The organism is Solitalea agri (assembly GCF_023914155.1).
GTDB classification, from domain to species: Bacteria; Bacteroidota; Bacteroidia; order Sphingobacteriales; family Sphingobacteriaceae; genus Solitalea; species Solitalea agri.
The window spans coordinates 25,518-50,906 of record NZ_JAMWYS010000061.1 but is presented as its reverse complement, the minus strand read 5'-3'; the positions used below and the strand labels follow the sequence as shown (position 1 = coordinate 50,906).

Sequence of the window (25,389 nt, the reverse complement as noted above, 5' to 3'; positions counted from 1 at the left end):
GCAGCTATTTATTAGTTGCCTTTGTTGTTTTAAAAAGATTTGGAGTAATGTCGATAGTTACTCCTAAAGTACTGAAAAGAGGCATGTAATTTAAATATGAACGGCCAAATTTATGTGAATATCCTAACTGGTAATGAAATTTAAGAGGTTTAAAACCAGCCCGAATGGTAAATGAAGGTTCGTAGAAAAAGTATGTTCGTGTGTCCAAATTTTCAAGTTCTTCATTATCGATCATCTCGCTATTAAAATTGGTTGTTCTTTTACCAAAGCTTAGAGCAGTAAATCGCATACTAAAGGCAAGTTCTACTAGTTCCTTTTTGATTCCAAAACTGGGGTTAATAAAAAATTTAGAGGTAGGGATTTTGTATTCATAATTTATAGGGTCATTATTGTATTTTGAATCAATGTCAAACTTTCCTAATCCAAAGCCTCCATATATCTCTAAAAGGAGATTTTTGTCACTTTTCTTAAAATATCCTGCACCTGCTTCAAATACCAAATGGTTTCCATTTTTTTCATTTTCCTCCTGGGCACTGTTGATTGTTGTTGATGATTCTTTCCATTCATTGTAAAAACTTACAGTACTAAATACACCAATGTTTTTGCCCGGTGCATAAGCAACTGACACATCCCCAGGAATAGATGCAGTTATTTTTAATTCATTTTTCTCAGATAATAATGGAGTTTGTACCGGTGTAGGAAAGTACTTGGTCATTGAACAAGAAGAGAAAAGCATGATTTGAAGCACTGAAATTGGCAAAAATGTTTTTTTCATAGCAGCTATTGTTTGAAGAACAAATATAGGATGGGGCAATTAATAAACTAAAAGACAAGCAAAGAAATATTATGAATAAAAAAATCATAATAGTTTAACAGGAAAGGAGAGGACGTAAATTTTCTTACGATGGATAATCGTTAATGGCAGACGAAAGATGTAATGTTTGAATTAGCTTATTGCACCACTTTATTCGCGCAGTTGCTGCTGGCAAATGCCTCAGGTTTAGCTTTGAACACAAAGCCCATGCTTAAAATATAGCCCATAGCTTCATGTAATGCTATATTTGATTTAAAATGAGGATTAGTGTTAATATCGGCATGAACTTCCATATCAACGTCGTAAAGTTCTAGTAAAGGACAGAGTGCATAGGCAATATCAATTGATTTTTGTACTTCTGAAAGCATTCGCTCGCGGATTCCCATTTTCTTGGTCGACTTTTCCTGATGAATATACATAAAACCTCCATGATGTTCCCTCAGAAATACAATTACCGTTGCAAAGTCAGTTGCTTCAGCTTTTACCTGTGAGTCGGTGCCCACACACACCTTTAATTTGTAGCCCTGAGCTGATTCACGCTCAATGGCTTTTTCTACTTCTTCTAAAATTGGAAAATGAATAATTTCTCCGTTAAATTTTCTCCAAGCCATAACTTTTTAAGTTTTAAGTACGGACCTGTGATGCCTGAGTGGCGAGAGGTCTTATAAAGATATACCAATTTATCTATTATAAACCAATAAGTTATGTTAAAGTTTTATTAACATGTGTTGGTGAAATATGCTATGATTAATACTATCCAATTCCCTCTTTAAAACTGCGACGAGTGATCCATATTTGTTTGACAATAAATTGATTTTAATGTTTATTTAATGTAGGGTAATTGTTTTTCTCCTAAAGAATATTGTTATTTTCGTAGGCGCTTTCTCCAACTTATCAATAAGCGCATGAATCTAATAACCAATTCCTACTCCATAATCCTGTTTATATCTGGGTTAGTGTCGGTCATAATGGCTGTATTAACCTTTTCACGACCGGCACCAGTAGTTCGATGGTTCTCATTCATGATGCTGTTAACAGCCGTTTGGACAATTACTTATAGTTTTGAACTGTCGAGTCAGATGTTTGAGCAAATGCTGTTATGCTTGAAGGTCGAATACATAGGCATTGCCCCTTTGCCTGGAGTTTGGTTCGTCTTTGTACTCTTGTTTATCGGCAAAGATCATTTGCTTACAAAGCGAAATCTGGTACTGATTTTTTTTGTTCCCCTTATTACAATTTTTCTGGTTTGGACTAATCAATACCATCATTTTTATTATAAATCTCTGTATCTCGATTCTCACTCGGCTCCGTTCCCGATAATGGCACTTCACGGAGGGGTATGGTATAAAGTATTTATGGGGTACTTCTATATCTTACTGATATATGGCTCCTTTTTAATGATTAAAAAATTTAAAAATGCTGATGCTATTTATCGCAAACAAAATCAAACACTATTGTTTGCCTCTCTTATTCCCTGGGTTTTCAACGTTTTATATTTGATGGGATACCGTCCATATAAGTACCTTGATTTAACACCCTATGCATTTATAGCAACAGGTATTATTGTCGGTTTTGGGTTAATTAATTTTCGCTTATTTAACATTGTTCCAGTTGCCAGAGAGAAAATTGTAGAGTTAATGACTGACGGGGTTTTGGTTCTTGATCGTGAGCATCGAATAGTGGATTTTAATCATAAAATGAAGGATTACTTTGAAAAGAATCACTTTTCTATTATCGGTACTCACTTTTCCGAGCTGCTCAAAGTAGGGCCTGATTTTATTGAATTTGTTAATGCCGAAAAACCCGGATGCACAGAGCTCAGTTTGAATTTAAATAATGATACACGACTAATAACCGTTGAGGGAGCTCCAATAACGGATAAAGCTGAAAAATATAGCGGAATAGTTTTGCTTTTTAAAGATGTAACAGTCCAAAAACAATATGCCTTGAAGTTAAAGCAACAATCGGATGAGTTGCAGGAGTTGAACAGCATAAAGGATAAATTGTTCTCCATCATTTCGCACGATTTGAGAACTCCACTAGTGAATTTAATGGATGTACTCAGGTTGATCGAAAATAAAATGCTTACCAAGGAGGAATTCGAAAAAATGCTTCATCAGCTTTCTGGAGGAATAAAATATTCACATGATCTGCTTGAAAACTTACTTTGCTGGTCACGTAGTCAGTTGAAGGGCAGTAGGGTAAACCTCGAGTCGTTTGATGTTAAATTATTGATAAATCAGGAGCTGAAGTATTTTATTCCAAGAGCAAATGACAAAGGGGTAACTATTCATGATGCCATAAGTGAAAATGTATTCGTATATGCCGATCCCCAAATGATCCGTTTGGTATTAAGAAACTTGTTAAGTAATGCCGTTAAGTTTTGTTCTGCAGGTAATCAGGTTTCTATTGCCGTAAAGGAAGACAATGGTAAAGTTTTGGTTTCTGTGAAAGATAATGGCGTTGGTATGGATCGTACTGCCATTGAGAAGCTAAAACGAATGGAATCTTTTACAACAAGAGGAACAGGTGATGAAGCCGGATCTGGATTGGGACTTCTGCTTTGTAAAGAATTTATCAACCAGCACGCCAGTGAACTGTTAATTGAAAGTCAATTAAGTGAAGGGAGCTTCTTTAGTTTTGCTCTTTCTAGTAAGTGATGTTGTTATCCAATTACAATATGAAAAAAAACCTCCGGAAATATTTCCGGAGGTTTTTGTTTTATACTAAATTCTTATACTTAATCCGATGTGGAGTGTCATTACCTAAGCGCTTTTTACGATTTTCTTCATACTCGCTATAATTACCTTCGAAGAAATATACCTGCGAGTTACCTTCAAAAGCTAAAATATGCGTACAGATACGATCCAGGAACCAACGGTCGTGGGAGATGATTACCGCACAACCCCCAAAGTTCTCCAATGCTTCTTCTAATGAGCGAAGTGTATTCACGTCAATGTCATTGGTAGGCTCATCGAGCAACAGCACATTGGCACCTTCTTTTAAAGTAATGGCAAGGTGAGCTCTGTTTCGTTCTCCTCCCGAAAGTACACCAACTTTCTTCTGTTGATCTGCACCATTAAAGTTGAATTTAGAAACATACGCACGGCCATTCATCGACTTATTACCCAACATAATGTTTTCTGTTCCGCCAGTTATGTTTTCAAAAACCGTTTTCTCAGGGTCCAGATCATTATGGGTTTGGTCCACATAACCTAATTTTACAGTTTCGCCAACTTTAAACGAACCTGAATCAGCTTGAACTTGTCCGGTTATTAGCTTAAACAAAGTGGTCTTTCCAGCACCATTTGGTCCGATGATGCCCACGATGCCCGCTGGAGGTAGACTAAATTCAAGGTTTTCAAATAAGATACGATCGCCGTAAGATTTTGATACTCCATGAGCTTCAATAACCACATTTCCCAATCGAGGGCCAGGAGGAATAAACAACTCTAATTTAGCTTCACGTTCGTTAGTTTCTTCACTGGCTAATTTATCATAAGCAGATAAACGTGCTTTTGATTTAGCATGACGAGCTTTAGGTGCCATACGAACCCATTCCAGCTCACGCTCTAAAGTTTTCTGACGTTTAGTTTCTGTTTTCTCTTCTTGTGCTAAACGTTTGGCTTTTTGATCCAACCATGAAGAATAGTTACCTTTCCACGGAATACCCTCACCTCGGTCTAATTCTAAAATCCATCCGGCAACATTATCAAGGAAGTAACGGTCGTGGGTAACGGCTATTACAGTTCCTTTATATTGTTGCAAGTGCATTTCTAACCAATCAATTGATTCGGCATCCAAGTGGTTGGTAGGCTCATCGAGCAATAGAACATCTGGCTCCTGAATCAATAAGCGACATAATGCCACCCGGCGACGTTCTCCACCTGACAAAACGGCAATTTTGGTGTCTGGCTCTGGGCAACGTAATGCGTCCATTGCACGCTCTAATTTATTGTCCAGCTCCCATGCTCCTACCGCATCAATTTTATCTTGCAATTCACCCTGACGACTCATCAATTTATCCATCGCATCCGGATTCTCATACACTTCAGGTAAGCCAAAGCGTTCATTGATCTCTTCGTATTCTTTTAAAATATCGATGATGTGCTGAGCGCCCTCCTGAACCACTTCTTTAACGGTTTTATTAGGGTCTAATTCCGGTTCCTGGGCTAAATAACCCACGGTATAACCTGGAGAAAAAACCACTTCACCCTGGTATGATTTATCTAAACCTGCAATTATTTTTAACAGGGATGATTTTCCTGAACCGTTAAGACCAATTACTCCGATTTTCGCACCATAGAAAAATGATAGGTAAATGTTCTTCAGAACTTGTTTTTGTGGCGGGTAAATCTTGTTTACACCTGCCATTGAAAATATAATCTTTTCGTCTGACATTATTGCTTGTTTACTTAGGCTGGCAAATATCGGTATTAGCCTGTTGCCCTCAAAAAAATAATCGCTTAGGCAATCTTATTGTATGTTTTCTCGTATTTTATATATAGCTTGGCATTTGGCGTAATTGTTGATAACTTAATAAAAAATCGCTTCGATTTAATAAGATAGTTCATACATTGGTCACAGGCTCTTAAAGGCCATTCATCGTTCCGCAAGTTGCAATTTCAAATAGCTCTTGACTTGTATAAACAATTTAATACATTTAAGCGTTTTAAGTAATAAATAACTATATTCCTTACTATATGGAAGCAAAATTTTCACCGAGAGTTAAAGACGTCATTTCGTACAGCCGAGAGGAGGCTTTACGATTAGGGCACGACTATATAGGGACAGAACATTTGCTTTTGGGACTGATCCGTGAGGGAGATGGTATTGCCATCAAGTTGCTGAAAGGAATGGGTATTGACACCTATAAGTTGCGTAAAACCATTGAAGACGCAGTGAAAGGTACTTCAGGTACAACTGTTAATCTTGGAAATATTCCATTGACAAAACAGGCCGAGAAAGTGCTTAAAATCACTTACCTGGAAGCAAAGATTTTTAAAAGTGAAGTAATTGGTACAGAGCATTTGCTCCTTTCATTACTCCGCGATGAGGATAATATTGCTTCTCAAGTATTAAATCAGTTTAACGTTAATTACGAAGTATTTAAAGCCGAATTAGAAGCCAACGTAAGTGGAATTCGTAGTGAAGCACCGCAAAGCTCTTCTGACGAAGAAAACTATAGAGAAGAAGAAAACTTTGGTAGCTCTAAGAAAACCAGTGATTCAAAATCTAAAACTCCTGTTTTGGATAATTTTGGCCGCGATTTAACAAAGGCTGCCGAAGACGGGAAACTGGATCCAATTGTTGGACGTGAAAAAGAAATTGAGCGTGTTTCTCAAATTCTTTCTCGCCGTAAGAAAAATAACCCAATCCTTATTGGTGAGCCAGGTGTTGGTAAATCAGCAATTGCCGAAGGATTGGCCTTGCGAATTGTTCAGCGTAAAGTGTCGCGTGTATTGTTCAATAAACGTGTGGTTACCTTGGATCTTGCTTCATTAGTGGCTGGTACCAAATATCGTGGTCAATTTGAAGAACGCATGAAAGCGGTAATGAATGAGTTGGAAAAATCACCTGATGTGATTTTATTCATCGACGAGATTCATACCATAGTTGGTGCTGGTGGAGCTTCTGGTTCACTGGATGCATCAAACATGTTCAAACCTGCTTTGGCACGTGGAGAAATTCAATGTATTGGAGCTACAACCTTAGATGAGTATCGTCAGTATATTGAAAAAGATGGTGCTTTGGATCGTCGTTTCCAAAAGGTAATGGTTGAACCAGCTACTGTTGATGAAACAATTGAGATATTGAATCGCATTAAGGAGAAATACGAAGAACACCATGGTGTAAACTATACTCCAGAAGCTATTAACGCTTGTGTTAATTTAACCAATCGTTATATCACAGACCGTTTCTTACCAGATAAGGCGATTGATGCTTTAGATGAGGCCGGTTCACGTGTTCACTTAACCAATATTCATGTTCCTCAGAATATCATTGATATAGAGCAACGTATTGAAGATATTAAAGTGGAAAAAAATCGTGTTGTACGCAGTCAGAAATACGAAGAAGCTGCCAAGTTACGCGATACAGAAAAGCACCTGTTGGAAGAATTGGAACGTGCGAAAGCGGAGTGGGAAGCTGAAACCAAAACAAAACGTTATATAGTTTCAGAAGACAACGTTGCCGAAGTGGTTGCAATGATGACAGGTATTCCTGTTCAACGTGTTGGACAAGCTGATAGCCAGAAATTACTTAATATGGCCGATGAGTTGAAAGACAAGATCATTGGTCAGGATGAAGCAATTAAAAAACTGACGAAAGCTATTCAACGTACACGCGCAGGTTTAAAAGATCCTAAAAAGCCAATCGGCTCGTTTATTTTCTTAGGTCCTACAGGTGTTGGTAAAACTGAATTAGCAAAGGCTCTTGCTCGCTTCATGTTTGATACTGATGATTCATTGATTCAAATCGACATGAGTGAGTACATGGAAAAATTTGCGGTTTCTCGTTTAGTTGGTGCTCCTCCGGGATATGTTGGTTATGAAGAAGGTGGTCAATTAACAGAAAAAGTACGTCGTAAACCTTATTCCGTAGTGCTTTTAGATGAGATTGAAAAAGCTCATCCTGATGTATTTAATATCTTGTTACAAGTATTAGACGAAGGTGTGTTAACTGATAGCTTAGGTCGTAAAGTTGATTTCCGAAATACGGTTATTATCATGACCTCTAACATCGGTGCCCGACAGTTAAAAGATTTCGGTCAGGGAGTAGGTTTCTCTACTTCAACCAAAGTTGCGGGTGCAGAAAGTCATTCTCGTGGAGTGATTGAAACTGCTTTAAAACGTGCATTTGCTCCGGAATTTTTAAACCGTGTTGACGATGTGGTAGTGTTTAATTCATTGAATAAAGAAGATATCTTCAAAATCATTGATATTGAACTTAAGTCATTAATTGGACGTATTCAAAGTTTAGGATATACTGTTCAGCTAACAGATGACGCTAAAGAATTGATCGCAGAACGTGGTTTTGACCCTAACTTTGGGGCTCGTCCGCTAAATCGAGCTATACAAAAACATCTTGAAGATCCTATTGCTGAAGAAATTCTTAAAGGAGAAATTCAGGATGGTGATATAATGGAAGTGGGTGTTGACAAAGAAACCAATGAAATTAAGGTCAATGTTTTAAAGGAAGCGCGAAAGCGCAAGAAAAAAGAAGAAGATAACCTAAGTTAATAGTAGCGCCCCTAAATGGGGCGCTTTTTTTATCCATCATCGTTTAGGTTTGAATTTATCTGTCTGAAAATCAATGGCTACTATTTTGTTGCAAAACCTCATGCAACTGAGCTGTACGTCTTAGCATCTTCTAATTAAAGAGCCATAGCTAAAATTTAGAAAGCGCTCTATATTAAATCTTATTTTATATGAAAAGAATTACTCTCACTATTTGTTCCCTATTGATGATTCTAGGAGCAACTACCTCATGCCAAGAACATGTTACTGAAGTAACCGAAGTTTATACTACTCCAGCTCGTACTATCATTTTTGATTTGAATACCAGTAGATGGACAGCATATGATAACAATACTGCCTGTAATGCAGCTTTGGACGTTCCTGAACTAAGTTCAGCCTTTAATGATATTGGAGGTGTTTTGGTTTATATATCCCGTGCTTCTAATGTTTATGAAGCTTTACCAATGACCTACGATGGTTTTGCCTATAGTTACTCTACCAGCCCAGGTGCAATTAGGATTGACGTACAAACTGTACCTGTAAGAACGATGAGCAAACCAGGGTTTATGCAGGTTAAAGTAGTTTTAATTGATGCAGAAGATATTTCTTTACTAAAAGAAAAAGGAGTAAATCTGAAAGATTACAAAGCAGTTGAAAAAGCTTTAGGTACTACTGTGAAATATGTTCAGGTTGATTAAACAAATTGTTTATCCTACTATAATTTAATAGTTGCTTAACATTGTTAAGATTATTTTGCCTCATAATTAAATTCAATTATGAGGCAATTTTTTTTCTTGATATCTTTTACATTGCTAAGCACAATTGTTAACGCTCAAAATACAGTCAAAGTGGATATACAAGGCCATAGGGGTTGTAGAGGCTTAAAGCCCGAGAATACAATTCCTGCAATGATACATGCAATTGCTTTAGGTGTGCAAACGCTTGAAATGGATTGCGTTATATCTAAGGATAAAAAGGTTGTTGTTTCTCATGACAATTACATGTCACATGAATTTGCTCTCCAACCGGGGGGAGAATTGATTGATGAAAAAACAGAAAAATCGTTTAACATCTATCAGATGGATTATGATAGTATCAGGAAATTTGATGTAGGCTTAAAGCCACATCCAAGATTTCCGGATCAGGAAAAGCTTAAAGTTGAAAAACCCTTACTATCGACGTTAATTGATAGTGTTGAGATGTACGTCAATCAGAATAAATTAAAACCACTGTTTTATAACATAGAAACCAAACTAACCCCTGAAGGGGACGATGTTTTTCATCCAAAGCCAGCCGAATTCGTTCAATTATTAGTTGAGGTTATTCGGTTGAAAGGAGTTCAAAACAGGGTTATTATTCAATCATTTGATGTAAGAACCTTGCAGATTATTTATCAAAAATATCCAGAGTTTAAAACGGCGCTTTTAGTAGAAAATAGGTTAAGCTTTGAGGAAAACCTTAAAATACTGGGTTTTATTCCAACTATTTACAGCCCGGATTATGAGTTAGTGGATGAACATTTAGTGAAAGCTGTCCACGCAAAACAAATGCAGCTGATCCCTTGGACTATAAATGAGGCTCAAGTACTTCAAAAAGTTGCATTGATGAGGGTAGATGGAATTATTACTGATTATCCCGATAAGGCAATTAAACTATTTGGGAGTTATCAACAAAAATAAAAGGCACCGCTCTCCCGAAGCAGTACCTTTCTGTCGATACTTAAAATTTATGAACCAAACTGATGTTGGCTTTTCTGTTGCAATGCAAATGTACTCCAGGCAAAAAGCTAATAAAATGATTCTTATCAGGTTTTGCGAATTCTATAAAATGATTTATCAATAGGGATATAAAAAAAGGCCGTTAATTTTTATGATTTTTTATATCAATCCAAAACTATAGTAAATAAGAGGAATAGATGCTGTTTTATGTATATGTTTTTTGAAAGGGATAAGCAGTCCTGGAAATTTATTTGGTATTGCCAGCAAAAATAAAAGGCACCGCTCTCCCAAAGCAGTACCTTTTCTGTCGATACTTAAAATTTATGAACCAAACTGATATTGGCTTTTCTGTTGCAATGCAAATGTAATCCAATGAAAGAGGAAACAATATGATATTCATCATGTTTCCAAAAAAATCAATAAAGTGATTTGTTGCCCTTTTCAGCCCAAAATTTAAACACTTCTAAAGCTTGTTCCCTTCCCATTGGTAACATGGGTATATGGCGTTCACTTAAACTTAATGGTATTTCCTGATAGATAAAATCATCGTCAAATCCAATTTTAGCTGCATCTTCTCGGGTATTGGCATAATACACTTTTTGAGGACGGGCCCAGTAAATGGCCCCCAAGCACATAGGACATGGCTCGCATGATGTATAAAGTTCACAGCCCTCAAGTTGAAACGAGCCAAGAGTTTTACAGGCTTCCCGGATTGCAACCACTTCGGCATGAGCAGTAGGATCATTCGTGGCTAATACCTGATTGTTTCCCTTGCCTATAATTTTTCCATCCTTGACAATCACACAGCCAAAAGGCCCACCCTCGTTATTCATTAGTCCTTCTTTCGACAGTCGGATGGCTTCAAGCATAAACTCGTTTTCTAATTTACCCATGTCTTAAAATAAAAACTTCCCCTGTTTTGCCAAAGGAAGTTTTAATGTTAACCTAAAGAAGATAGATTATTCCTCGCTATCTTCATGAGTGACTTTCATTTTTAACTGTCCAACTTTTAATGGATTTTCAAGTAATTCAGCTGTTTCCCAACGTTTTCGAACCACATCAACAGCCATATAAATAGCTCTTCTGAATGAAGCTTCATTGGCTTGGTTTTTACCTGCAATATCGTAGCCGGTTCCATGGTCGGGTGAAGTACGAACAACTGGCAAGCCAGCAGTAAAATTCACTCCGGTTCCAAATGAAAGCGCTTTAAATGCAACTAAGCCTTGATCGTGATACATTGCTAAAACGGCATCAAATTGATTTTGTAATCCCTTCCCAAAAAAGCCATCGGCGGGGTACGGCCCAAAGGCAAATATTTTTTCTTTTCTGGCTTCTTCAATAGCCGGCATTATTATATTGGTTTCTTCATCGCCAATTAATCCATTATCACTTGCATGAGGATTAAGTCCTAAAACTGCAATCTTGGGTTTTTCTACCCAGAAATCTTTTTTTAAGCTTATGTTCATTAAACGGAGCTTCGCTAAAATCTTCTCAACTGAGATAGAGTCTGCAACCTCTTTAATAGGTATATGGCCGGTAACTACGCCAACACGCAAATCTTCACTCACTAAAAACATTAACGATTCGCCGCTTCCAGCTTTTTCCTGTAAATATTCTGTATGACCGGGAAAGTCGAAGCCTGGCTGTTGGATATTGTGTTTATTAATAGGTGCAGTTACCAAAGCGTCTATTTTACCGGCAAGTAAATCAGCTGTTGCCGCCTCTAGTGATTTAAATGCATATTTTCCACCATTTTCAGTTTGCTGACCCATGTCGATTTTAACTTCTTCCTCCCAGCAATTAATCAGGTTGGCTCTTTTCGGATTTGCCTGATCAGAATTTTGAATGATATTAAAGCTGAAATCCTGAATGTTTAAAGCTTTTCGGTGGAAAGATGTGATTTTAACAGATCCGTAAACAATTGGTGTACAGAGCTCTAAAATACGGTTGTCTAAAAGAGCTTTCAGTATCACTTCGATGCCAATTCCATTGATGTCACCGATAGAGATACCGACTTTTATTTTTTTCTGCGGTACGTTCGACATTTATTACGATTTTTGAATTTTAATAACTACAAAGGTATAAGATAAATGTAATCTGTTAGTAGTATTGGGTTTTGAATTTAGCAATGTGTCACATTCTTACCTGAAAAATAACAACTATTATCCAAAGCCGTAAAATTTCTTAACATATGTCGCTAGTACGAGCCAAAAAACACCTAGGTCAACATTTTTTAACCGATAAAAATATAGCCCAAAAAATAGTGGAAGGGTTGCGTCCAGACCTAGGCTATAGCGATGTTTTGGAAGTTGGTCCAGGTATGGGAGTTTTAACCGATTTTTTGGTTAAGAAAGAAGCTTATAAAACACACTTAATTGATATTGATGGTGAATCGATAGAGTACCTTCATAAAAAATACCCCGAATTACAAGCCAGAATCATTCATGGTGATTTTTTAGCGATGGATTTTTCAAAGGTCTTTAATAGCCAGTTTGCCATTATCGGTAACTTTCCTTACAATATTTCTTCACAGATTATCTTTAAGATTATAGAAAACCGTAACCTGGTGCCAGAAATGGTAGGCATGTTTCAAAAGGAAGTAGGAGAGCGCGTAGCTGCAAAACCAGGAGGTAAAGAGTATGGAATTTTGAGTGTGCTCACGCAGGCTTATTATAAAATTGAATACCTGTTTACAGTTAAGCCAGGTGTGTTCAATCCGCCTCCAAAGGTTAATTCAGGCGTTATCAGGTTAACTCGTAAGGAAAATACGGACTTGGGTTGTAATGAAAAACTCTTTTTTCAGGTTGTTAAGGCAGCTTTTAATCAACGTCGTAAACAGTTGAGAAATGCGTTGAGCCAGTTTCAGCCTAAAGGTAAGATCGATGAAACTACACTGGAATTAAGAGCAGAGAAATTGTCGGTAGAAGATTTTATTCATCTTACAAAGCTATTGGAAAAAAAAGATTAAGCTTATTTATTAGATCAAAGCCAACACTAATCAGTTATTGATGCATATTCTTATTGTCGACGAGACTCATTCTGTTTTAATGGAGCGCCTTACTGAAAAGGGCTTTATATGCGATTATCAACCTCAAATAACTTACCCACAAGTACTCGGTTGCATTCATCTTTACGATGGTATGGTGGTGCGCACAAAATTCAGGGTAGAAAAGGAACTGTTCGACAAAGCTTCGAAACTTAAATTTATTGGTAGAGCCGGAGCCGGCATGGATAACATTGATGTTGAGTATGCTGAAAAAAAAGGTGTTCAATTGTTTAATGCCCCTGAAGGAAATGCCAATGCTGTTGGTGAACATACCTTAGGGATGCTGCTGGCGGTAATGAATAAGTTTCCAAAAGGCAACATGGAAGTTCGAGAAAGCATCTGGGATCGTGAAGGCAATCGGGGATGGGAACTAGATGGATTAACAGTTGGTATTATTGGCTATGGATTCATGGGTCCGGCATTCGCTAAAAAATTGAGAGGATTTGATGTAAAGGTTCTTGCTTATGATAAATACAAAACACTGTTTGGAACTGAATGGGTAACTGAAAGTTCGTTAGATGAAATCTTTGAGCAGGTAGATGTTTTGAGCTTGCACATTCCGCTAACCGATGAAACCCGTTTTATGGTTAATGAGGCTTTCTTTAAAAAATTCAAAAAAGATATTTGGTTTGTTAATACTGCCAGAGGCGAAATTGTAGATATTCAGGGATTGCTAAGAGTGCTTGATAGCGGTAAAGTAAAAGGTGCCGGTTTGGATGTTTTGCAGAAAGAGAAGTTCCCGCTAGGTGAGAGTGATAAGGTTTGGTTTGATGATTTGACCACTCGCGAAAATGTGTTGCTAACCCCTCATGTTGGAGGTTGGAGTGTTGAATCTTATCGTAAAATTTCGGACGTGCTGGTCGAAAAGATCTTAGAACATTATCAATAGGAAATTGTCGGGTTTTAGGGTTCAACTACTATTTAAAATTATATTGAACAAATAGTGTTTATCATTGTTAATCAGTTGTTTATAAATAGTTAGTAGAAAATTCGGAAAATAAATTTTAATTTTGTAGCATTGTATAAACAAGACTATGCGTCGTAAGCGGCGGGTAGTCTTGTTTCTTTTTTATATATCAGTTAATAATAATAATTGTTGCGTTATGGCAGAGATAACATACTTAACTCCGGAGGGATTAGAGAAACTTAAGCAAGAGTTAACCTATCTTAAAACTCAAGGCAGAGCAGAAATCTCAAGGCAAATTGCGGAGGCTCGTGATAAAGGTGATCTTTCTGAAAATGCTGAATATGATGCCGCTAAAGAGGCGCAAGGCTTGCATGAACTGAAGATATCTAAATTAGAAGAGGTTCTATCTAACTCTCGCATCATTGACGAGTCAAAGTTGGATACGTCGAAAGTATTGGTGCTTTCAAAAGTGAAAATCAAAAACGTTAAAAACGGTTCGGTAATGAATTACCAGTTAGTAGCGGAAAAGGAAGCTGACTTGAAAACCGGTAAATTGTCAGTTCAATCACCTATAGCAAAAGGGCTATTAGGTAAATCAGTTGGTGATATAGCTGATGTAACCGTTCCAAATGGTACCATGCAGTTTGAGATCTTAGAGATCAGCAGATAATCTGTCTATAAAATTATTTATGGAGGGTTACAAGTTAGAGGTTAAATTAACCTTAAGACTTGTAACCCTTTCCTTTTTTAAATTTTAGCAACTAACAAACTTGTGTCGAAAACCCCGAACTCGTATTTTGTACTTCTAAATTTTTAAATCAAACTTTATAATGGCATCTATTTTTTCAAAGATCGTCGCTGGAGAGATTCCAGCCTTTAAAGTAGCTGAAAATGAAGAGTTTTTAGCTTTCTTGGATATTGAACCTTTGGCGGAAGGACATACATTGGTAATTCCTAAAAAAGAAGTTGATTATCTTTTTGATGTTGACGATGAACTGTTGGGCCGTATGATGATTTTTTCGAAAGCCGTTGCAAAAAAAATTGAAAAAGCGATCCCTTGCTTAAGAATAGGTGTTACTGTAATAGGATTGGAGGTTCCTCATGCACACATCCATCTTATTCCAATTAACGCTATTGGAGACATGAATTTCAGTAAGAAACCGACGCCTCCGTCAATGGATAAGCTAAAAGCTACGTTAGATAAGATACTTGCCCAATAATTTTTGGCATTTTTTTGAAAGTAATTTATTTTCTAATGACCATCAATATCCCGCTAGCTACTTTCATTATCTTTAGTGAATGCAATTCAGGCGGGTTTATTTAATTCTTTTCTCATTGTCTTTTACAAACGATTCCCAACCCGAATAGGTCTTCTTTGACGTTCCATCCAATCCAATTTTTTGGAAAGAATGACATACCGCCACCGCTAAACCATCGGTCGCATCTAAAAACTCTGGAGTTTCGCTAAAGTTGAGTAATTGTTTTAGCATACCCGCTACCTGTTCTTTGGTAGCGTTACCGTTTCCGGTAATGGATTGCTTTATTTTTTTGGGAGAATATTCAAAAATCGGAAGGTCACGGCTTAACGCTGCCGCCATAGCAACACCCTGGGCGCGTCCAAGTTTTAACATTACCTGAACATTTTTGCCGTAAAAAGGATCTTCCAAGGCCATGCAATCAGGTTTATATTCTTCAATCAGCATTGAGGTTCGCTCGAAAATACGGCGAAGTTTTAATGCATGATTATCATATTTTTTCAGGTGAATTACACCTAAAGTAAGGAGTTGCAGTTTATTCCGGGTTTCCAACACTAATCCATAGCCCAAAATGGCAGTTCCCGGGTCAATTCCTAAAATAATACGTTCTTTCTTTTCCGACACTCTTGCTTATTTGAAAACACGAATTACCTGAAATTTTCGTTAGACTCAAAGCCAATAACTATTTAATTAAAAATTATAGAGATATTCGCAGTTTTATCAACAGTTCATTACCGGGCTGACAGCCTTTAACCAATACACATGCCTGTTTCCAAAAAGATCCTTGTGATCTCTGTTAAAATATTGATCTTGTTTTTAACCTGTTGGTTTGTTTATAACAAACTAACACAAGCAGATTCCATTCAAAAGATTGAAGCGTTTACTAAAACGAAATTTTCACCACGGGTAATTTCCTATTTCATCATTGTTATATACTTAGCCTACATTAATCTTTTGGTGGAAACATTGAAATGGCGTTACCTGGTGCGGAAGGTTGAAGAAATTTCATGGAAACGAACAATTCAATCGATTTTGGCAGGATTAACACTTGCAGTATTTACACCTAGTCGTATTGGTGAATTTGGAGGTAGGGTTTTATACCTGTCTCCTGAAAATAGGGTGAAGGGTGTTTTGGCGATGGGAGTAGGTTCTTTCAGTCAAATGATAGTAACCAATGTTGCCGGATCAATTGGTTTAGTGTTTTTTATTGGCATGTTTGTGCCGGTAAGTCCGGTGGTTATAGTGGCCATGGCCGTTGCGGCAATTTTAGTTTCTTCCGGTTTTTTATTGTTAATGCTAAATATCAGGTGGTTTTACATTATCCTCGATTCGTTTGCTTTTCTTCATAAGTTCAAAAAAAACTTCAGGGTATTACTCCGGTACAATAAAAGAGAACTTTTTAATGTTTTTGGGTTGAGCCTTTTAAGGTATCTGGTGTTTTCTATGCAATATTATTTGTTAATTAACCTGTTTATTCCTCAGGTAACTTATCCACTTAGCATGGTGTTGATAAGTGTGATCTACATGGTTCAATCTATTTTACCTACCTTCGCATTCTTTGATATTGGTGTAAGGGGGGCTGCTGCCACCTATTTCTTTGGTTTTTGGGTGGGTGATTCAGAAGCTGTAAATGTATTGGCTGCGGCTTTTGGCGTTTGGTTGCTGAACCTGATCATCCCTTCATTGCTAGGTGTTTATTTTGTTTTAAAAGCTAATTTTCTGGGTGTTACTATTGATTGATATTTTACTTATTTTATTCGGATTCTTATATTTTCTTATTATTGGAAGTTTTATTATTGGCTGGAAGAAAATAAGAAAACCCTTAGCAGACCAAACTCCACATTCTACCAGAGTTACCGTTATTGTTCCGGCAAGAAACGAAGAGAAGATGATTGGGCATTGTGTTAGGGATATCGCCGCTCAAAATTATCCAAACGACCTACTAGAAATCATTGTGATTGATGATCATTCTACTGACCGAACTGCAGAGGTTGTTCAATCAATTAATTACTCCAACCTTAAATTAATAAAGCTTCAGGCCAACCCAGCATTAAATTCTTATAAGAAGAAAGCAATTGCCGATGCAATTAGCGTTGCCTCAGGAGATTTGATTATAACGACTGATGGAGATTGTAGAATGGGGCGAAACTGGATTCGGTCGATTGTAAATGAATATGAATCAACCGGCAATAAAATGCTTTCAGCTCCGGTTGCCTATTTTGAAGAAAGCTCTTTTTTGGAAGAACTGCAAGGACTTGAATTTATGGGTTTGATAAGCCTTGGTGCTGCATCAATAGCTAATAAGATTGCAGGTAGTTGTAATGGGGCCAATTTGGCATACGAGAAAAAGGCATTCATGGAGGTTGGTGGATTTTCGGGGATCGATCAAATTGCCTCGGGAGATGATGAGCTATTACTCCATAAGATGCTTTCAACTTACGAAGACAAAGTCAGTTTCTTAAAATCAGAAGAAGCTATTGTTTATACTCATGCTAAACCAACATTAAAAGAGTTTATAGCACAACGTAAACGATGGGCGTCAAAAAGTACAAAATACCAAAATAAGAATATGGTATGGATGGGACTCTCTGTTTTTGGTTTTTACGTAATGATGCTTATATCCCTCCTCATGGCGTTCTTTAACACTCATTTTGTTTATGTTTTTATAGCCGCTTATTTATTTAAGTGTATCATGGATTTCTTTTGGGTTATACCCGTAGCCCATTTTATGAATAAAGTTAAGTTAATGAAGTTCATGCCAGTATTAGTGTTCGTTCACTTGTTTTATTTAGTTTATATAGGAGTGGCGGGTCAGAGTAAACAATATGAGTGGAAAGGCAGAATGGTGAAATAATACCATTGATGGATGAAGTAAAAAGTTTTAAAGGGAGCATTTTAGCCTTTACACGTAATTCCTATATATTTGAGGCTATGTCTTCAGTAAATTCTCCTGAAACTCCATGGCAGCGCACCAAAAAGCGCTTTCTTCGTAATAAATTATCGGTTTTCGGACTGGCAATCATTTTAATATTTATTTTGGTTTCTCTTCTAGGCTATCTTATTATGCCAGATGATACACCAATGGCCAATCGTATGGCTGTTCAATTAAGTACTAAGCACCCGGGTACTTCTGTTCAGTTTTTAGCCATCCGGAAAAATCAACAGATTGATACAGTGGGTTTCTTTACGAAAATATTTTATGGGCAACCCGACTTTTTTGACTTTGTTCCGATTAACTCCTATCAGTTTAAAGTCGATAGTATAGTAGTTGACGAATATACAGGGGGTAGTGATGATGAAAAGTTAATGCACTCGTTTTCGTTAGTAGATGTTGCTTTCCCACTCTCCGAAGGAGAGAAAATTGCTGTTAATGACAGTATGTATACATTCAAAGATATATATGGTCAAACTGAATCAGTGACTTTAACTGATTTGCAAAAGAAAGTTGCAGCGGAAAATATTATAACTCGTAAGTATTGGCTGGGAACTGATTTGTATGGCCGTGATATGCTAAGCCGATTGATCTTAGGTTCGAGGGTGTCCTTATCAGTAGGCTTTATGTCGGTACTCATTTCATTGATCATTGGTATTGCCTTGGGAGCATTGGCTGGTTATTACGGTGGGTGGATCGATCAGTTCATTTCCTGGCTGATCAATGTAGTGTGGTCTTTACCTTCATTACTTATTGTAATTGCCATTTCATTTGCCTTGGGCAAAGGGTTCTTTCAGGTGTTTGTTGCCATTGGTTTAACCACATGGGTTGACGTGGCTCGTATGGTTCGGGGGCAAATTATGGGAATCAGAGAAGTTGAATATGTAGAAGCCGGAAGAGCCATGGGGTTCACTGATGCACGAATTATTGTCCGCCATATCTTGCCTAATATATCAGGACCAATTTTGGTTGTTGCGTCAGCAAACTTTGCTTCGGCTATTTTGTTAGAAGCTGGTTTGAGCTTTCTTGGTTTTGGAGTGCAGCCACCATTTCCATCTTGGGGTGGAATGATAAAAGAGCATTACGGCTATATTATTATTGGGGCAGCTTACCTGGCTATCTTACCGGGGCTAGCAATTATGATGATGGTGTATGCCTTTAATCTGGTGTCGGTTGGGTTAACAGATGCTTTTAATGTTAAAGGGCAAACTTCGTCATAGGGGTTTCATTATAATAATATTTTAGTATTTTAGTTTTTAGCTAGACCAAAATTCTGTTATAAATAACTAAGTGAATCAGGAAGCAAATCAAGAGATTTTAGAACTACTAATTCGTCGCCAGGTAGAGTTAAACTCTTTACTTGAGATCACAAGAGCTGTAAATAATAATCTTCCTGTGGAGACGCTCTTTCAAATGATTGAATTGATTCTTAAAAATCAACTCAGAGTTGGAAAATTACGTGCTTTTTCTCGAGGAATGGCAAATACTTGGCACCAGTCAAATTCTTTCGGAGTGCAACCGATAACTCCTGAGTTGGAAGCTGAATTTATAAACGTACTTTCAGAATACAAGCAGGTGACGTTTATTAATAAAATTGATCCCCCATTACTTGAAGAGTTTAAAGTATTAATCCCTGTTGAGTATAATTCACTCATTTATGGTTATGTATTAATCGGTGATTATGATACTTCTGAAATTGATCAGGTAAATATCGATGTAAAGCTGATTCAAACGGTTATCAATATTATTATTGTCGCTGCTGAAAATAGACGATTGCTTGAAGAGCGAATCCAGAATGAACGGTTACAGCGTGATATGGAACTTGCTGCAGAAGTTCAAAGCATGTTGTTTCCTCGAACACTGCCTGAAAACGAACGAATAAGTATATCAGCACGTTATGTTCCCCAGCAAAATATAGGCGGCGATTATTATGATTTCTTGGAGCTGAATAAGGATGAATTTGTTTTTTGCATAGCCGATGTTTCTGGAAAAGGTATGAGTGCAGCTTTGTTAATGGCAAATTTTCAGGCAAGTTTAAGAGCTTTGGCTTTTCAGAAAATGCCTTTAGATCAATTGCTTTCTACAGCTAATAAGGCAATTTTTAATCTTACAAATGGTGATCGGCACATAACCCTTTTTCTTGGGTTATATAACTTCCAAACACGTGAACTGACTTACGTGAATGCAGGTCATAATCCTTCACTGTTGATCTCTCAAACAGATGTTAAAGAATTGAAAACAGGAACCACGATGATTGGTGTTTTTGATGACTTGCCCTTCATAAATGTTGGTCATGAAATCCTGGAGAATGATTCTTTCCTATTTAATTATACCGACGGTTTAGTAGAACTAGATCATGATCATGCCGAATTGTTCAATGAACAAGACCTGATCAACTTTTTGTTTGAGCATCGGAGTTTAACCCCGGAACTAATCAATAAAGCGCTGATGAACAAAATAAATGGGCTGATTGGTAGTGAACGACAAGATGACGACATTACTTTGTTAAGTTTTAAAGTTTATTGATTCATGTTGAAATCTTTTTATCAGCAAGAGCTTATTGAGGCCGGTTGTGATGAAGCTGGTCGTGGATGTTTGGCAGGGCCAGTATTTGCAGCAGCAGTGGTTTTGCCGAAAGAATTTGAGCATCCTGAGCTGAATGATTCAAAAAAACTTACAGAAGTTAAGCGTTATGAACTGCGCAGTTTTATAGAACAAAATTCATTGGCGTGGGCCGTTGGTGTTGTTGATAACGTGGAGATTGATAGTATCAATATTTTAAACGCATCATTTCTGGCCATGCACCGTGCAGTGGAGCAGCTTAAAACAGCTCCTGAATTCCTGCTTATAGATGGTAATCGGTTTAAAAAATATAAAGACCTACCACATAATTGCATTGTTAAAGGAGATGCAAAGTACTATTCGATTGCCGCTGCATCGATATTGGCTAAAACCTACCGTGATGATTTTATGAACAAAATACACCAGGAGTTTCCTCACTTCGATTGGTTAAATAATAAAGGATATCCGACACAAAAGCATCGAAACGGAATAAAAGATTTTGGTCCAACAAAATATCACCGAATGTCGTTTACATTGTTGCCTTCTCAATTAGAGCTTGACTTCTAGACTAACTGTTAATTGATTTTATAGCTGATTCCGAATCGTATAAATCTGGAGTAATTTTCACGGTTGGCACCAATCATCTCGGCAGTGTAATTGGTTAATCCATAAGAATAGCCAACATTGAACCCAACTTTTTTATAATAAGTTGCCAGTCCGAATCGAAGTCTGAAATCAAGGCCGGGGATTTTTCTTTCATTATCAACAGTTACATCAGGTGAAAAGGTCTCGGCTCTTTCCTTACTACTTATACCTAGACCGTAATCTGCTCCAGCTGTTAAATCTAAGGGGATTCCGAGTTTAAAGCGATAGCCTAAAAATGGGTTAATGTTGATGAACTGATTTGTAAGTATGGTTTGTTCATTAACGCTGAATATCATGTCATCCAGATAGACATCGTTAATCATTATTTTGCTCGACAATGATTCATATCCCGCTTGTAAGCCATAAATGAAGTTCCACTTTGTCGCCCTTTGAATCTGTGCACAAATGCTGTAAGAAAAGCCACTTTTGGTGCCATAAGGGTTATTGGTATAATTTTGATTAATAAATGAAGTGTTTTGGGCAGATTCGCCTCCGAAAGAAAATAGCCCTGAACCCAGATGTAAGGAATATTCAGTTTGTTGGGCTGCAGTTCTAAAAGAGATAAGTGTAAAGCAGACGATCAAAAGTTTTTTCATGAAACTGTTTTTTATCAAAGTTAAGTTAAAACATAATTGAATGATATTCTAGTTACCTTTGAGTTTTAAACCGAAAATAGGAATGCAAAGTTTCTCGTATATAACAAATGCTAAAGGCGAGCAAGAAGGGATAATGGTCAATTTTAAAGACTTGAAACGCCTTAATTTGAGAATTGAAGATGTGGTAAAAATGCTTAAGGAGAATGAGAAAGAGATTAACTCGTTAATTGAAAGTAGTATCCCTTCAACAACTCTTGCTGATGCATTAGGCAAATTAAAAGGAAAACTGGAAGGATAAAAGCTATTTAACTGATTTGAATAGCTGAATTTCAAAATTCCACGTTCAAATTGCTCATTGAATGTTACCTTTGCGCACAATCAAAAATCTTCATGAAATCTACAGCTTTAACTAATGTACATATTGCTTTAGGAGCCAAAATGGTGCCTTTCGCAGGTTATAATATGCCCGTTCAATATTCGGGAATTAATGATGAGCACGCTACTGTCCGTAACGGCGTAGGTGTATTCGATGTTTCTCACATGGGCGAATTTATTCTTAAAGGAGAGAATGCCTTGGAATTGATTCAACGGGTTACATCAAACGATGCTTCTAAATTGGTGGATGGCAAGGTGCAGTATTCTTGTTTGCCAAACGAAAACGGAGGTATTGTTGACGATTTGCTGGTTTACCGTATTGATGAAAAAACCTATATGTTGGTGGTAAATGCCTCTAACATTGAAAAAGACTGGAAATGGATTTCTGATCGTAACACTAACGGTGTTGAAATGCATAATATTTCAGAAAAAACAAGTTTGCTGGCGGTTCAAGGACCTAAAGCAACAGCAGCTCTGCAAAAACTGACTGACTTTGATTTGGCTGCAATGGAGTATTACAGCTTTAAAAAAGGCAAGTTTGCGGGAGTAGATAACGTTGTTGTGTCAGCAACTGGTTATACCGGAGCAGGTGGCTTTGAGATCTATTTCGAAAACGAGCATGCTGAAAAAATCTGGACTGCAATATTTGAAGCTGGTGCTGAATTCGGTATTAAGCCAATTGGTTTAGGTGCACGTGATACCTTGCGTTTAGAAAAAGGCTTTGCGCTTTACGGTAATGATATTGATGATAATACATCTCCGTTAGAAGCAGGTTTAGGCTGGATCACTAAGTTTACTAAAGAGTTTACCAACTCAGCAGCCTTAAAAGCTGAGAAAGAAGCCGGATTGAAGAATAAATTGGTAGGTTTCGAAATGATCGAGCGTGGTATTCCTCGTCACGATTACGAAATTTTTGATGCTGCCGGTAATAAAATCGGACGAGTAACGTCGGGCACTCAATCGCCTAGTTTGCAAAAGGCAATTGGCTTAGGTTATGTAACTCTTGAAAATGCTGCTGTTGATTCGGATATTTTTATCGGTATCCGCGATAATAAAGTAAAAGCGAAAGTGGTGAAATATCCATTCTTATAATTTTAAGATATGAGATGTGAGATTTGAGATTTGAGAAAAGTCTCAAATCCCATATCTCGCATCTCACTTCTCACAAAAAATGAAACACCTCGAAGTTTGTTTAACACCAGCATTATTACCTCTTTACGATCTGCAAGGAAGCATAGTTGTTGTGATTGATATTTTCAGAGCCACATCATCCATTTCATACGGAATTGATAACGGAGCTGCAGCAATTATTCCTGTAGCCAGCGTTGAGGAATGTTTGTCGTATCAGGGAAATGGTTTTTTGCTAGGTGCCGAGCGTAACGGAGAGGTGGTAAATGGTTTCGACTTTGGGAACTCACCTTTTAGTTATACCAAAGAAAAGGTGGAAGGTAAAACATTAGTAGTAACCACTACCAATGGTACCCATGCTATTAATGAATCAAAAAATGCAGATGAAATTGTAATAGGCTCATTTTTAAACTTAACCGCCGTTTGTGATTACCTGGTTAAGCAAAATAAAAACGTGTTTTTGCTTTGTTCAGGCTGGAAAAACAAAGTGAACCTTGAGGACACTCTTTTTGCCGGTGCAGTTGTGCATCAGCTCAAGGAACAATTTGATACCTGGTGCGATTCATCTGTTTTGGCGGAAGATCTTTTCTTATGTGCTAAGGGAAATCTGCATGAATACATGAAAAAAACCTCCCATAGCGAACGGCTTAAGAAATTAGGTATCGAGAAAGATGTTGAATTTTGCCTGAATATTGACGTTTTGCATTCTCTACCTGTTATTAAGGATGGCAGGATTGTAAAGAGCGAATAGTTAATGGTCCATAGACCATAGGCGAATTATTAAGCCTTTTCAATGGACAATGGACTATCTTAATCGACCTTATTTCAGCTTCTCATTATTCTTGTGGCGCTCGGCATCACGAATATTTTTTTTCTCTAAATTCTTTTCAAGGGCAGTTGTCAGATCAACGTTAGTCTGGTTGGCAATACAAATTAAAACCCATAACACATCTGCCAGTTCATCCGCTAACTCTTTGTGTTTATCACTTTCTTTAAAGGACTGATCACCATACATACGGCTCATTAATCGCGCAACCTCTCCAACTTCTTCAGTTAAAATAGCCATATTGGTCAACTCACTGAAATACCTAACGCCGGTAGTTTTGATCCATTTATCGATTAGTTCCTGGGCTTCTTTGATCTCCATAATTTTTTAGAACACGAATTTATTGTGAATTAAACGAATTACACTAATTTTTAATAATTTCTATTCGATGAATTAATTTGAGCTTTCCTGATAAACAGTTAAATTAAGTTAACATCTATGGTTTGTCATGACTGAAATCTTATTTAAAAAGGAGTCCTATGACCTTATTGGTACTTGCATGGATATTCACCGTACTTTAGGGCACGGATTTAAAGAAATTGTTTATAAGGATGCTTTAGAATATGAATTGAATAAAAAGAAGATTCACTTTGAAAGGGAAAAGGAATATTCAATAACCTATAAGGATGTAGTTTTAAAACATAAGTATTATGCTGATTTTGTTGTGAATAATTCAATAATCCTGGAGATCAAAACAGCCTCATTGATTATAGATTCTTTTATTTTGCAGACCGTAAACTATTAGAAAGCTTCAAACCTGAAATTAGGTATAATCATCAATTTTGGCACCCCTTCTTTAGAGTTTCAACGTGTTATTTTTTAATGGATTGTTTAATCACTATACCTTAATTCGTGCAATTCGACTAATTTGAAATAATTTGAGCTTTACTCCTTATTCTTCGTATCCAATATAATGGTAACAGGTCCGTCATTTACCAAACTAACCTTCATATCTGCACCAAACTCTCCGGTCTCAATCTTTCTATTCGTTAAGGTTTCCAGAGCTTTAATAAAGGCTTCATACAGGGGAATGGCATGTGCAGGTTTGGCAGAGCGGGTAAAACCTGGGCGGTTTCCCTTTTTAGTAGAGGCAAACAATGTAAACTGACTGATCAGTAAAATATTACCATCCACATCGGCCAGTGATCTGTTCATCAAGCCATTTTCATCACTAAAAATGCGCATGTTGGCAATCTTTGGTGCTAACCATTGAATGTCTTCTTGCGTGTCGACATCTTCAATACCTAATAAAACTAAAAGTCCTGTATCTATAGAACCATTAATTCTGCCATTAATTTTAACTGATGCTTCTGAAACTCGTTGAATTACTGCTCGCATAATGCATG

The 25,389-nt window shown here is 37.1% G+C and carries 26 protein-coding genes; 17 read left to right on the top strand and 9 right to left on the bottom strand.

Annotated features, from left to right (window positions below):
* Positions 1–4 precede the first annotated feature (4 nt).
* Together NF867_RS18035 and NF867_RS18030 are read right to left on the bottom strand one after the other, a co-directional pair.
* Positions 5–775, bottom strand: a complete 771-nt coding sequence (locus tag NF867_RS18035; protein WP_252589798.1) for a hypothetical protein — start codon at positions 773–775, stop codon at positions 5–7.
* A gap of 176 nt (positions 776–951) precedes the next feature.
* A complete protein-coding gene (locus NF867_RS18030) occupies positions 952–1,425 on the bottom strand; it encodes a ribonuclease H-like YkuK family protein (RefSeq protein WP_252589797.1) in 474 nt (157 codons plus the stop codon).
* Positions 1,426–1,719: 294 nt separating this feature from the next.
* Between NF867_RS18030 and NF867_RS18025 the strand changes: the two genes are divergently transcribed.
* Entirely contained in the window at positions 1,720–3,474 is a 1,755-nt protein-coding gene (locus NF867_RS18025) for a sensor histidine kinase (protein WP_256471441.1), read from the top strand.
* A 61-nt stretch (positions 3,475–3,535) separates the two neighbouring features.
* Here NF867_RS18025 and ettA read toward each other — a convergent pair whose 3' ends face one another.
* Positions 3,536–5,215, bottom strand: a complete 1,680-nt coding sequence (gene ettA, locus NF867_RS18020) for an energy-dependent translational throttle protein EttA (RefSeq protein WP_252589795.1) — start codon at positions 5,213–5,215, stop codon at positions 3,536–3,538.
* 302 nt (positions 5,216–5,517) lie between these two features.
* Between ettA and NF867_RS18015 the strand changes: the two genes are divergently transcribed.
* From NF867_RS18015 to NF867_RS18005, 3 genes are all read left to right on the top strand, one after another.
* Complete coding sequence (locus NF867_RS18015; protein ID WP_252589794.1) at positions 5,518–8,055, top strand: ATP-dependent Clp protease ATP-binding subunit; 2,538 nt, start codon at positions 5,518–5,520, stop codon at positions 8,053–8,055.
* 188 nt (positions 8,056–8,243) lie between these two features.
* A complete protein-coding gene (locus NF867_RS18010; RefSeq protein ID WP_252589793.1) occupies positions 8,244–8,750 on the top strand; it encodes a hypothetical protein in 507 nt (168 codons plus the stop codon).
* Positions 8,751–8,900: 150 nt separating this feature from the next.
* Positions 8,901–9,731, top strand: a complete 831-nt coding sequence (locus NF867_RS18005) for a glycerophosphodiester phosphodiesterase family protein (protein WP_252589792.1) — start codon at positions 8,901–8,903, stop codon at positions 9,729–9,731.
* A gap of 455 nt (positions 9,732–10,186) precedes the next feature.
* Here NF867_RS18005 and NF867_RS18000 read toward each other — a convergent pair whose 3' ends face one another.
* Together NF867_RS18000 and pdxA are read right to left on the bottom strand one after the other, a co-directional pair.
* Positions 10,187–10,663, bottom strand: a complete 477-nt coding sequence (locus tag NF867_RS18000) for a nucleoside deaminase (protein WP_252589791.1) — start codon at positions 10,661–10,663, stop codon at positions 10,187–10,189.
* Between the two features lie 66 nt (positions 10,664–10,729).
* On the bottom strand, positions 10,730–11,815 hold the full coding sequence (gene pdxA, locus NF867_RS17995; protein ID WP_252589790.1) for a 4-hydroxythreonine-4-phosphate dehydrogenase PdxA: 1,086 nt from the start codon (positions 11,813–11,815) through the stop codon (positions 10,730–10,732).
* Positions 11,816–11,961: 146 nt separating this feature from the next.
* On the opposite strand from pdxA, the gene rsmA reads away from it, so the two are divergent.
* The 4 genes from rsmA to NF867_RS17975 all read left to right on the top strand — a co-directional run bounded on the left by rsmA (position 11,962) and on the right by NF867_RS17975 (position 14,943).
* Positions 11,962–12,738: a 16S rRNA (adenine(1518)-N(6)/adenine(1519)-N(6))-dimethyltransferase RsmA gene (rsmA, locus tag NF867_RS17990; RefSeq protein WP_252589789.1), complete on the top strand. Its 777-nt coding sequence runs from the start codon at positions 11,962–11,964 to the stop codon at positions 12,736–12,738.
* A 40-nt stretch (positions 12,739–12,778) separates the two neighbouring features.
* Entirely contained in the window at positions 12,779–13,705 is a 927-nt protein-coding gene (locus NF867_RS17985; protein ID WP_252589788.1) for an NAD(P)-dependent oxidoreductase, read from the top strand.
* 214 nt (positions 13,706–13,919) lie between these two features.
* Positions 13,920–14,393 (top strand): transcription elongation factor GreA, encoded by a 474-nt coding sequence (gene greA / locus NF867_RS17980; protein ID WP_252589787.1) that lies wholly within the window; start codon positions 13,920–13,922, stop codon positions 14,391–14,393.
* A gap of 160 nt (positions 14,394–14,553) precedes the next feature.
* The gene (locus tag NF867_RS17975; RefSeq protein WP_252589786.1) at positions 14,554–14,943 is read left to right on the top strand and encodes an HIT family protein; all 390 of its coding nucleotides are present in this window, start codon (positions 14,554–14,556) and stop codon (positions 14,941–14,943) included.
* A gap of 96 nt (positions 14,944–15,039) precedes the next feature.
* Here NF867_RS17975 and ruvC read toward each other — a convergent pair whose 3' ends face one another.
* Positions 15,040–15,603, bottom strand: coding sequence for a crossover junction endodeoxyribonuclease RuvC (gene ruvC / locus NF867_RS17970; protein ID WP_252589785.1), 564 nt, complete (start codon positions 15,601–15,603; stop codon positions 15,040–15,042).
* Between the two features lie 138 nt (positions 15,604–15,741).
* On the opposite strand from ruvC, the gene NF867_RS17965 reads away from it, so the two are divergent.
* From NF867_RS17965 to NF867_RS17945, 5 genes are all read left to right on the top strand, one after another.
* Positions 15,742–16,719, top strand: coding sequence for a lysylphosphatidylglycerol synthase domain-containing protein (locus tag NF867_RS17965; protein WP_252589784.1), 978 nt, complete (start codon positions 15,742–15,744; stop codon positions 16,717–16,719).
* Entirely contained in the window at positions 16,703–17,833 is a 1,131-nt protein-coding gene (locus NF867_RS17960) for a glycosyltransferase (RefSeq protein WP_252589783.1), read from the top strand. The genes NF867_RS17965 and NF867_RS17960 overlap by 17 nt, the downstream gene beginning before the upstream one ends.
* An 8-nt stretch (positions 17,834–17,841) precedes the next feature.
* Positions 17,842–19,131: an ABC transporter permease gene (locus NF867_RS17955; RefSeq protein WP_341870060.1), complete on the top strand. Its 1,290-nt coding sequence runs from the start codon at positions 17,842–17,844 to the stop codon at positions 19,129–19,131.
* A 70-nt stretch (positions 19,132–19,201) separates the two neighbouring features.
* Entirely contained in the window at positions 19,202–20,437 is a 1,236-nt protein-coding gene (locus tag NF867_RS18430) for a PP2C family protein-serine/threonine phosphatase (protein ID WP_252589782.1), read from the top strand.
* Between the two features lie 3 nt (positions 20,438–20,440).
* A complete protein-coding gene (locus NF867_RS17945; protein WP_252589781.1) occupies positions 20,441–21,040 on the top strand; it encodes a ribonuclease HII in 600 nt (199 codons plus the stop codon).
* Positions 21,041–21,048: 8 nt separating this feature from the next.
* Here NF867_RS17945 and NF867_RS17940 read toward each other — a convergent pair whose 3' ends face one another.
* Positions 21,049–21,714, bottom strand: a complete 666-nt coding sequence (locus NF867_RS17940; RefSeq protein ID WP_252589780.1) for an outer membrane beta-barrel protein — start codon at positions 21,712–21,714, stop codon at positions 21,049–21,051.
* Between the two features lie 82 nt (positions 21,715–21,796).
* Here NF867_RS17940 and NF867_RS17935 point away from each other — a divergent pair, with 82 nt between their 5' ends.
* The 3 genes from NF867_RS17935 (at position 21,797) to NF867_RS17925 (ending at position 23,968) form a co-directional block, all read left to right on the top strand.
* Positions 21,797–22,012 (top strand): hypothetical protein, encoded by a 216-nt coding sequence (locus NF867_RS17935; protein WP_252589779.1) that lies wholly within the window; start codon positions 21,797–21,799, stop codon positions 22,010–22,012.
* A 92-nt stretch (positions 22,013–22,104) separates the two neighbouring features.
* The gene (gene gcvT, locus NF867_RS17930; protein ID WP_252589778.1) at positions 22,105–23,181 is read left to right on the top strand and encodes a glycine cleavage system aminomethyltransferase GcvT; all 1,077 of its coding nucleotides are present in this window, start codon (positions 22,105–22,107) and stop codon (positions 23,179–23,181) included.
* Positions 23,182–23,260: 79 nt separating this feature from the next.
* Positions 23,261–23,968 carry a 2-phosphosulfolactate phosphatase gene (locus NF867_RS17925; protein WP_252589777.1) on the top strand — a complete coding sequence of 236 codons (708 nt, stop codon included), beginning with the start codon at positions 23,261–23,263 and terminating at the stop codon, positions 23,966–23,968.
* Positions 23,969–24,037: 69 nt separating this feature from the next.
* Here the strand turns inward: NF867_RS17925 and NF867_RS17920 are convergent, their stop codons facing one another.
* Positions 24,038–24,364, bottom strand: a complete 327-nt coding sequence (locus NF867_RS17920; protein ID WP_252589776.1) for a nucleotide pyrophosphohydrolase — start codon at positions 24,362–24,364, stop codon at positions 24,038–24,040.
* Positions 24,365–24,491: 127 nt separating this feature from the next.
* Between NF867_RS17920 and NF867_RS17915 the strand changes: the two genes are divergently transcribed.
* On the top strand, positions 24,492–24,788 hold the full coding sequence (locus tag NF867_RS17915) for a GxxExxY protein (protein ID WP_252589775.1): 297 nt from the start codon (positions 24,492–24,494) through the stop codon (positions 24,786–24,788).
* A gap of 140 nt (positions 24,789–24,928) precedes the next feature.
* On the opposite strand, the gene dtd is transcribed toward NF867_RS17915, so the two are convergent.
* Positions 24,929–25,381 carry a D-aminoacyl-tRNA deacylase gene (dtd, locus tag NF867_RS17910; protein WP_252589774.1) on the bottom strand — a complete coding sequence of 151 codons (453 nt, stop codon included), beginning with the start codon at positions 25,379–25,381 and terminating at the stop codon, positions 24,929–24,931.
* Between the last annotated feature and the right edge of the window lie 8 nt (positions 25,382–25,389).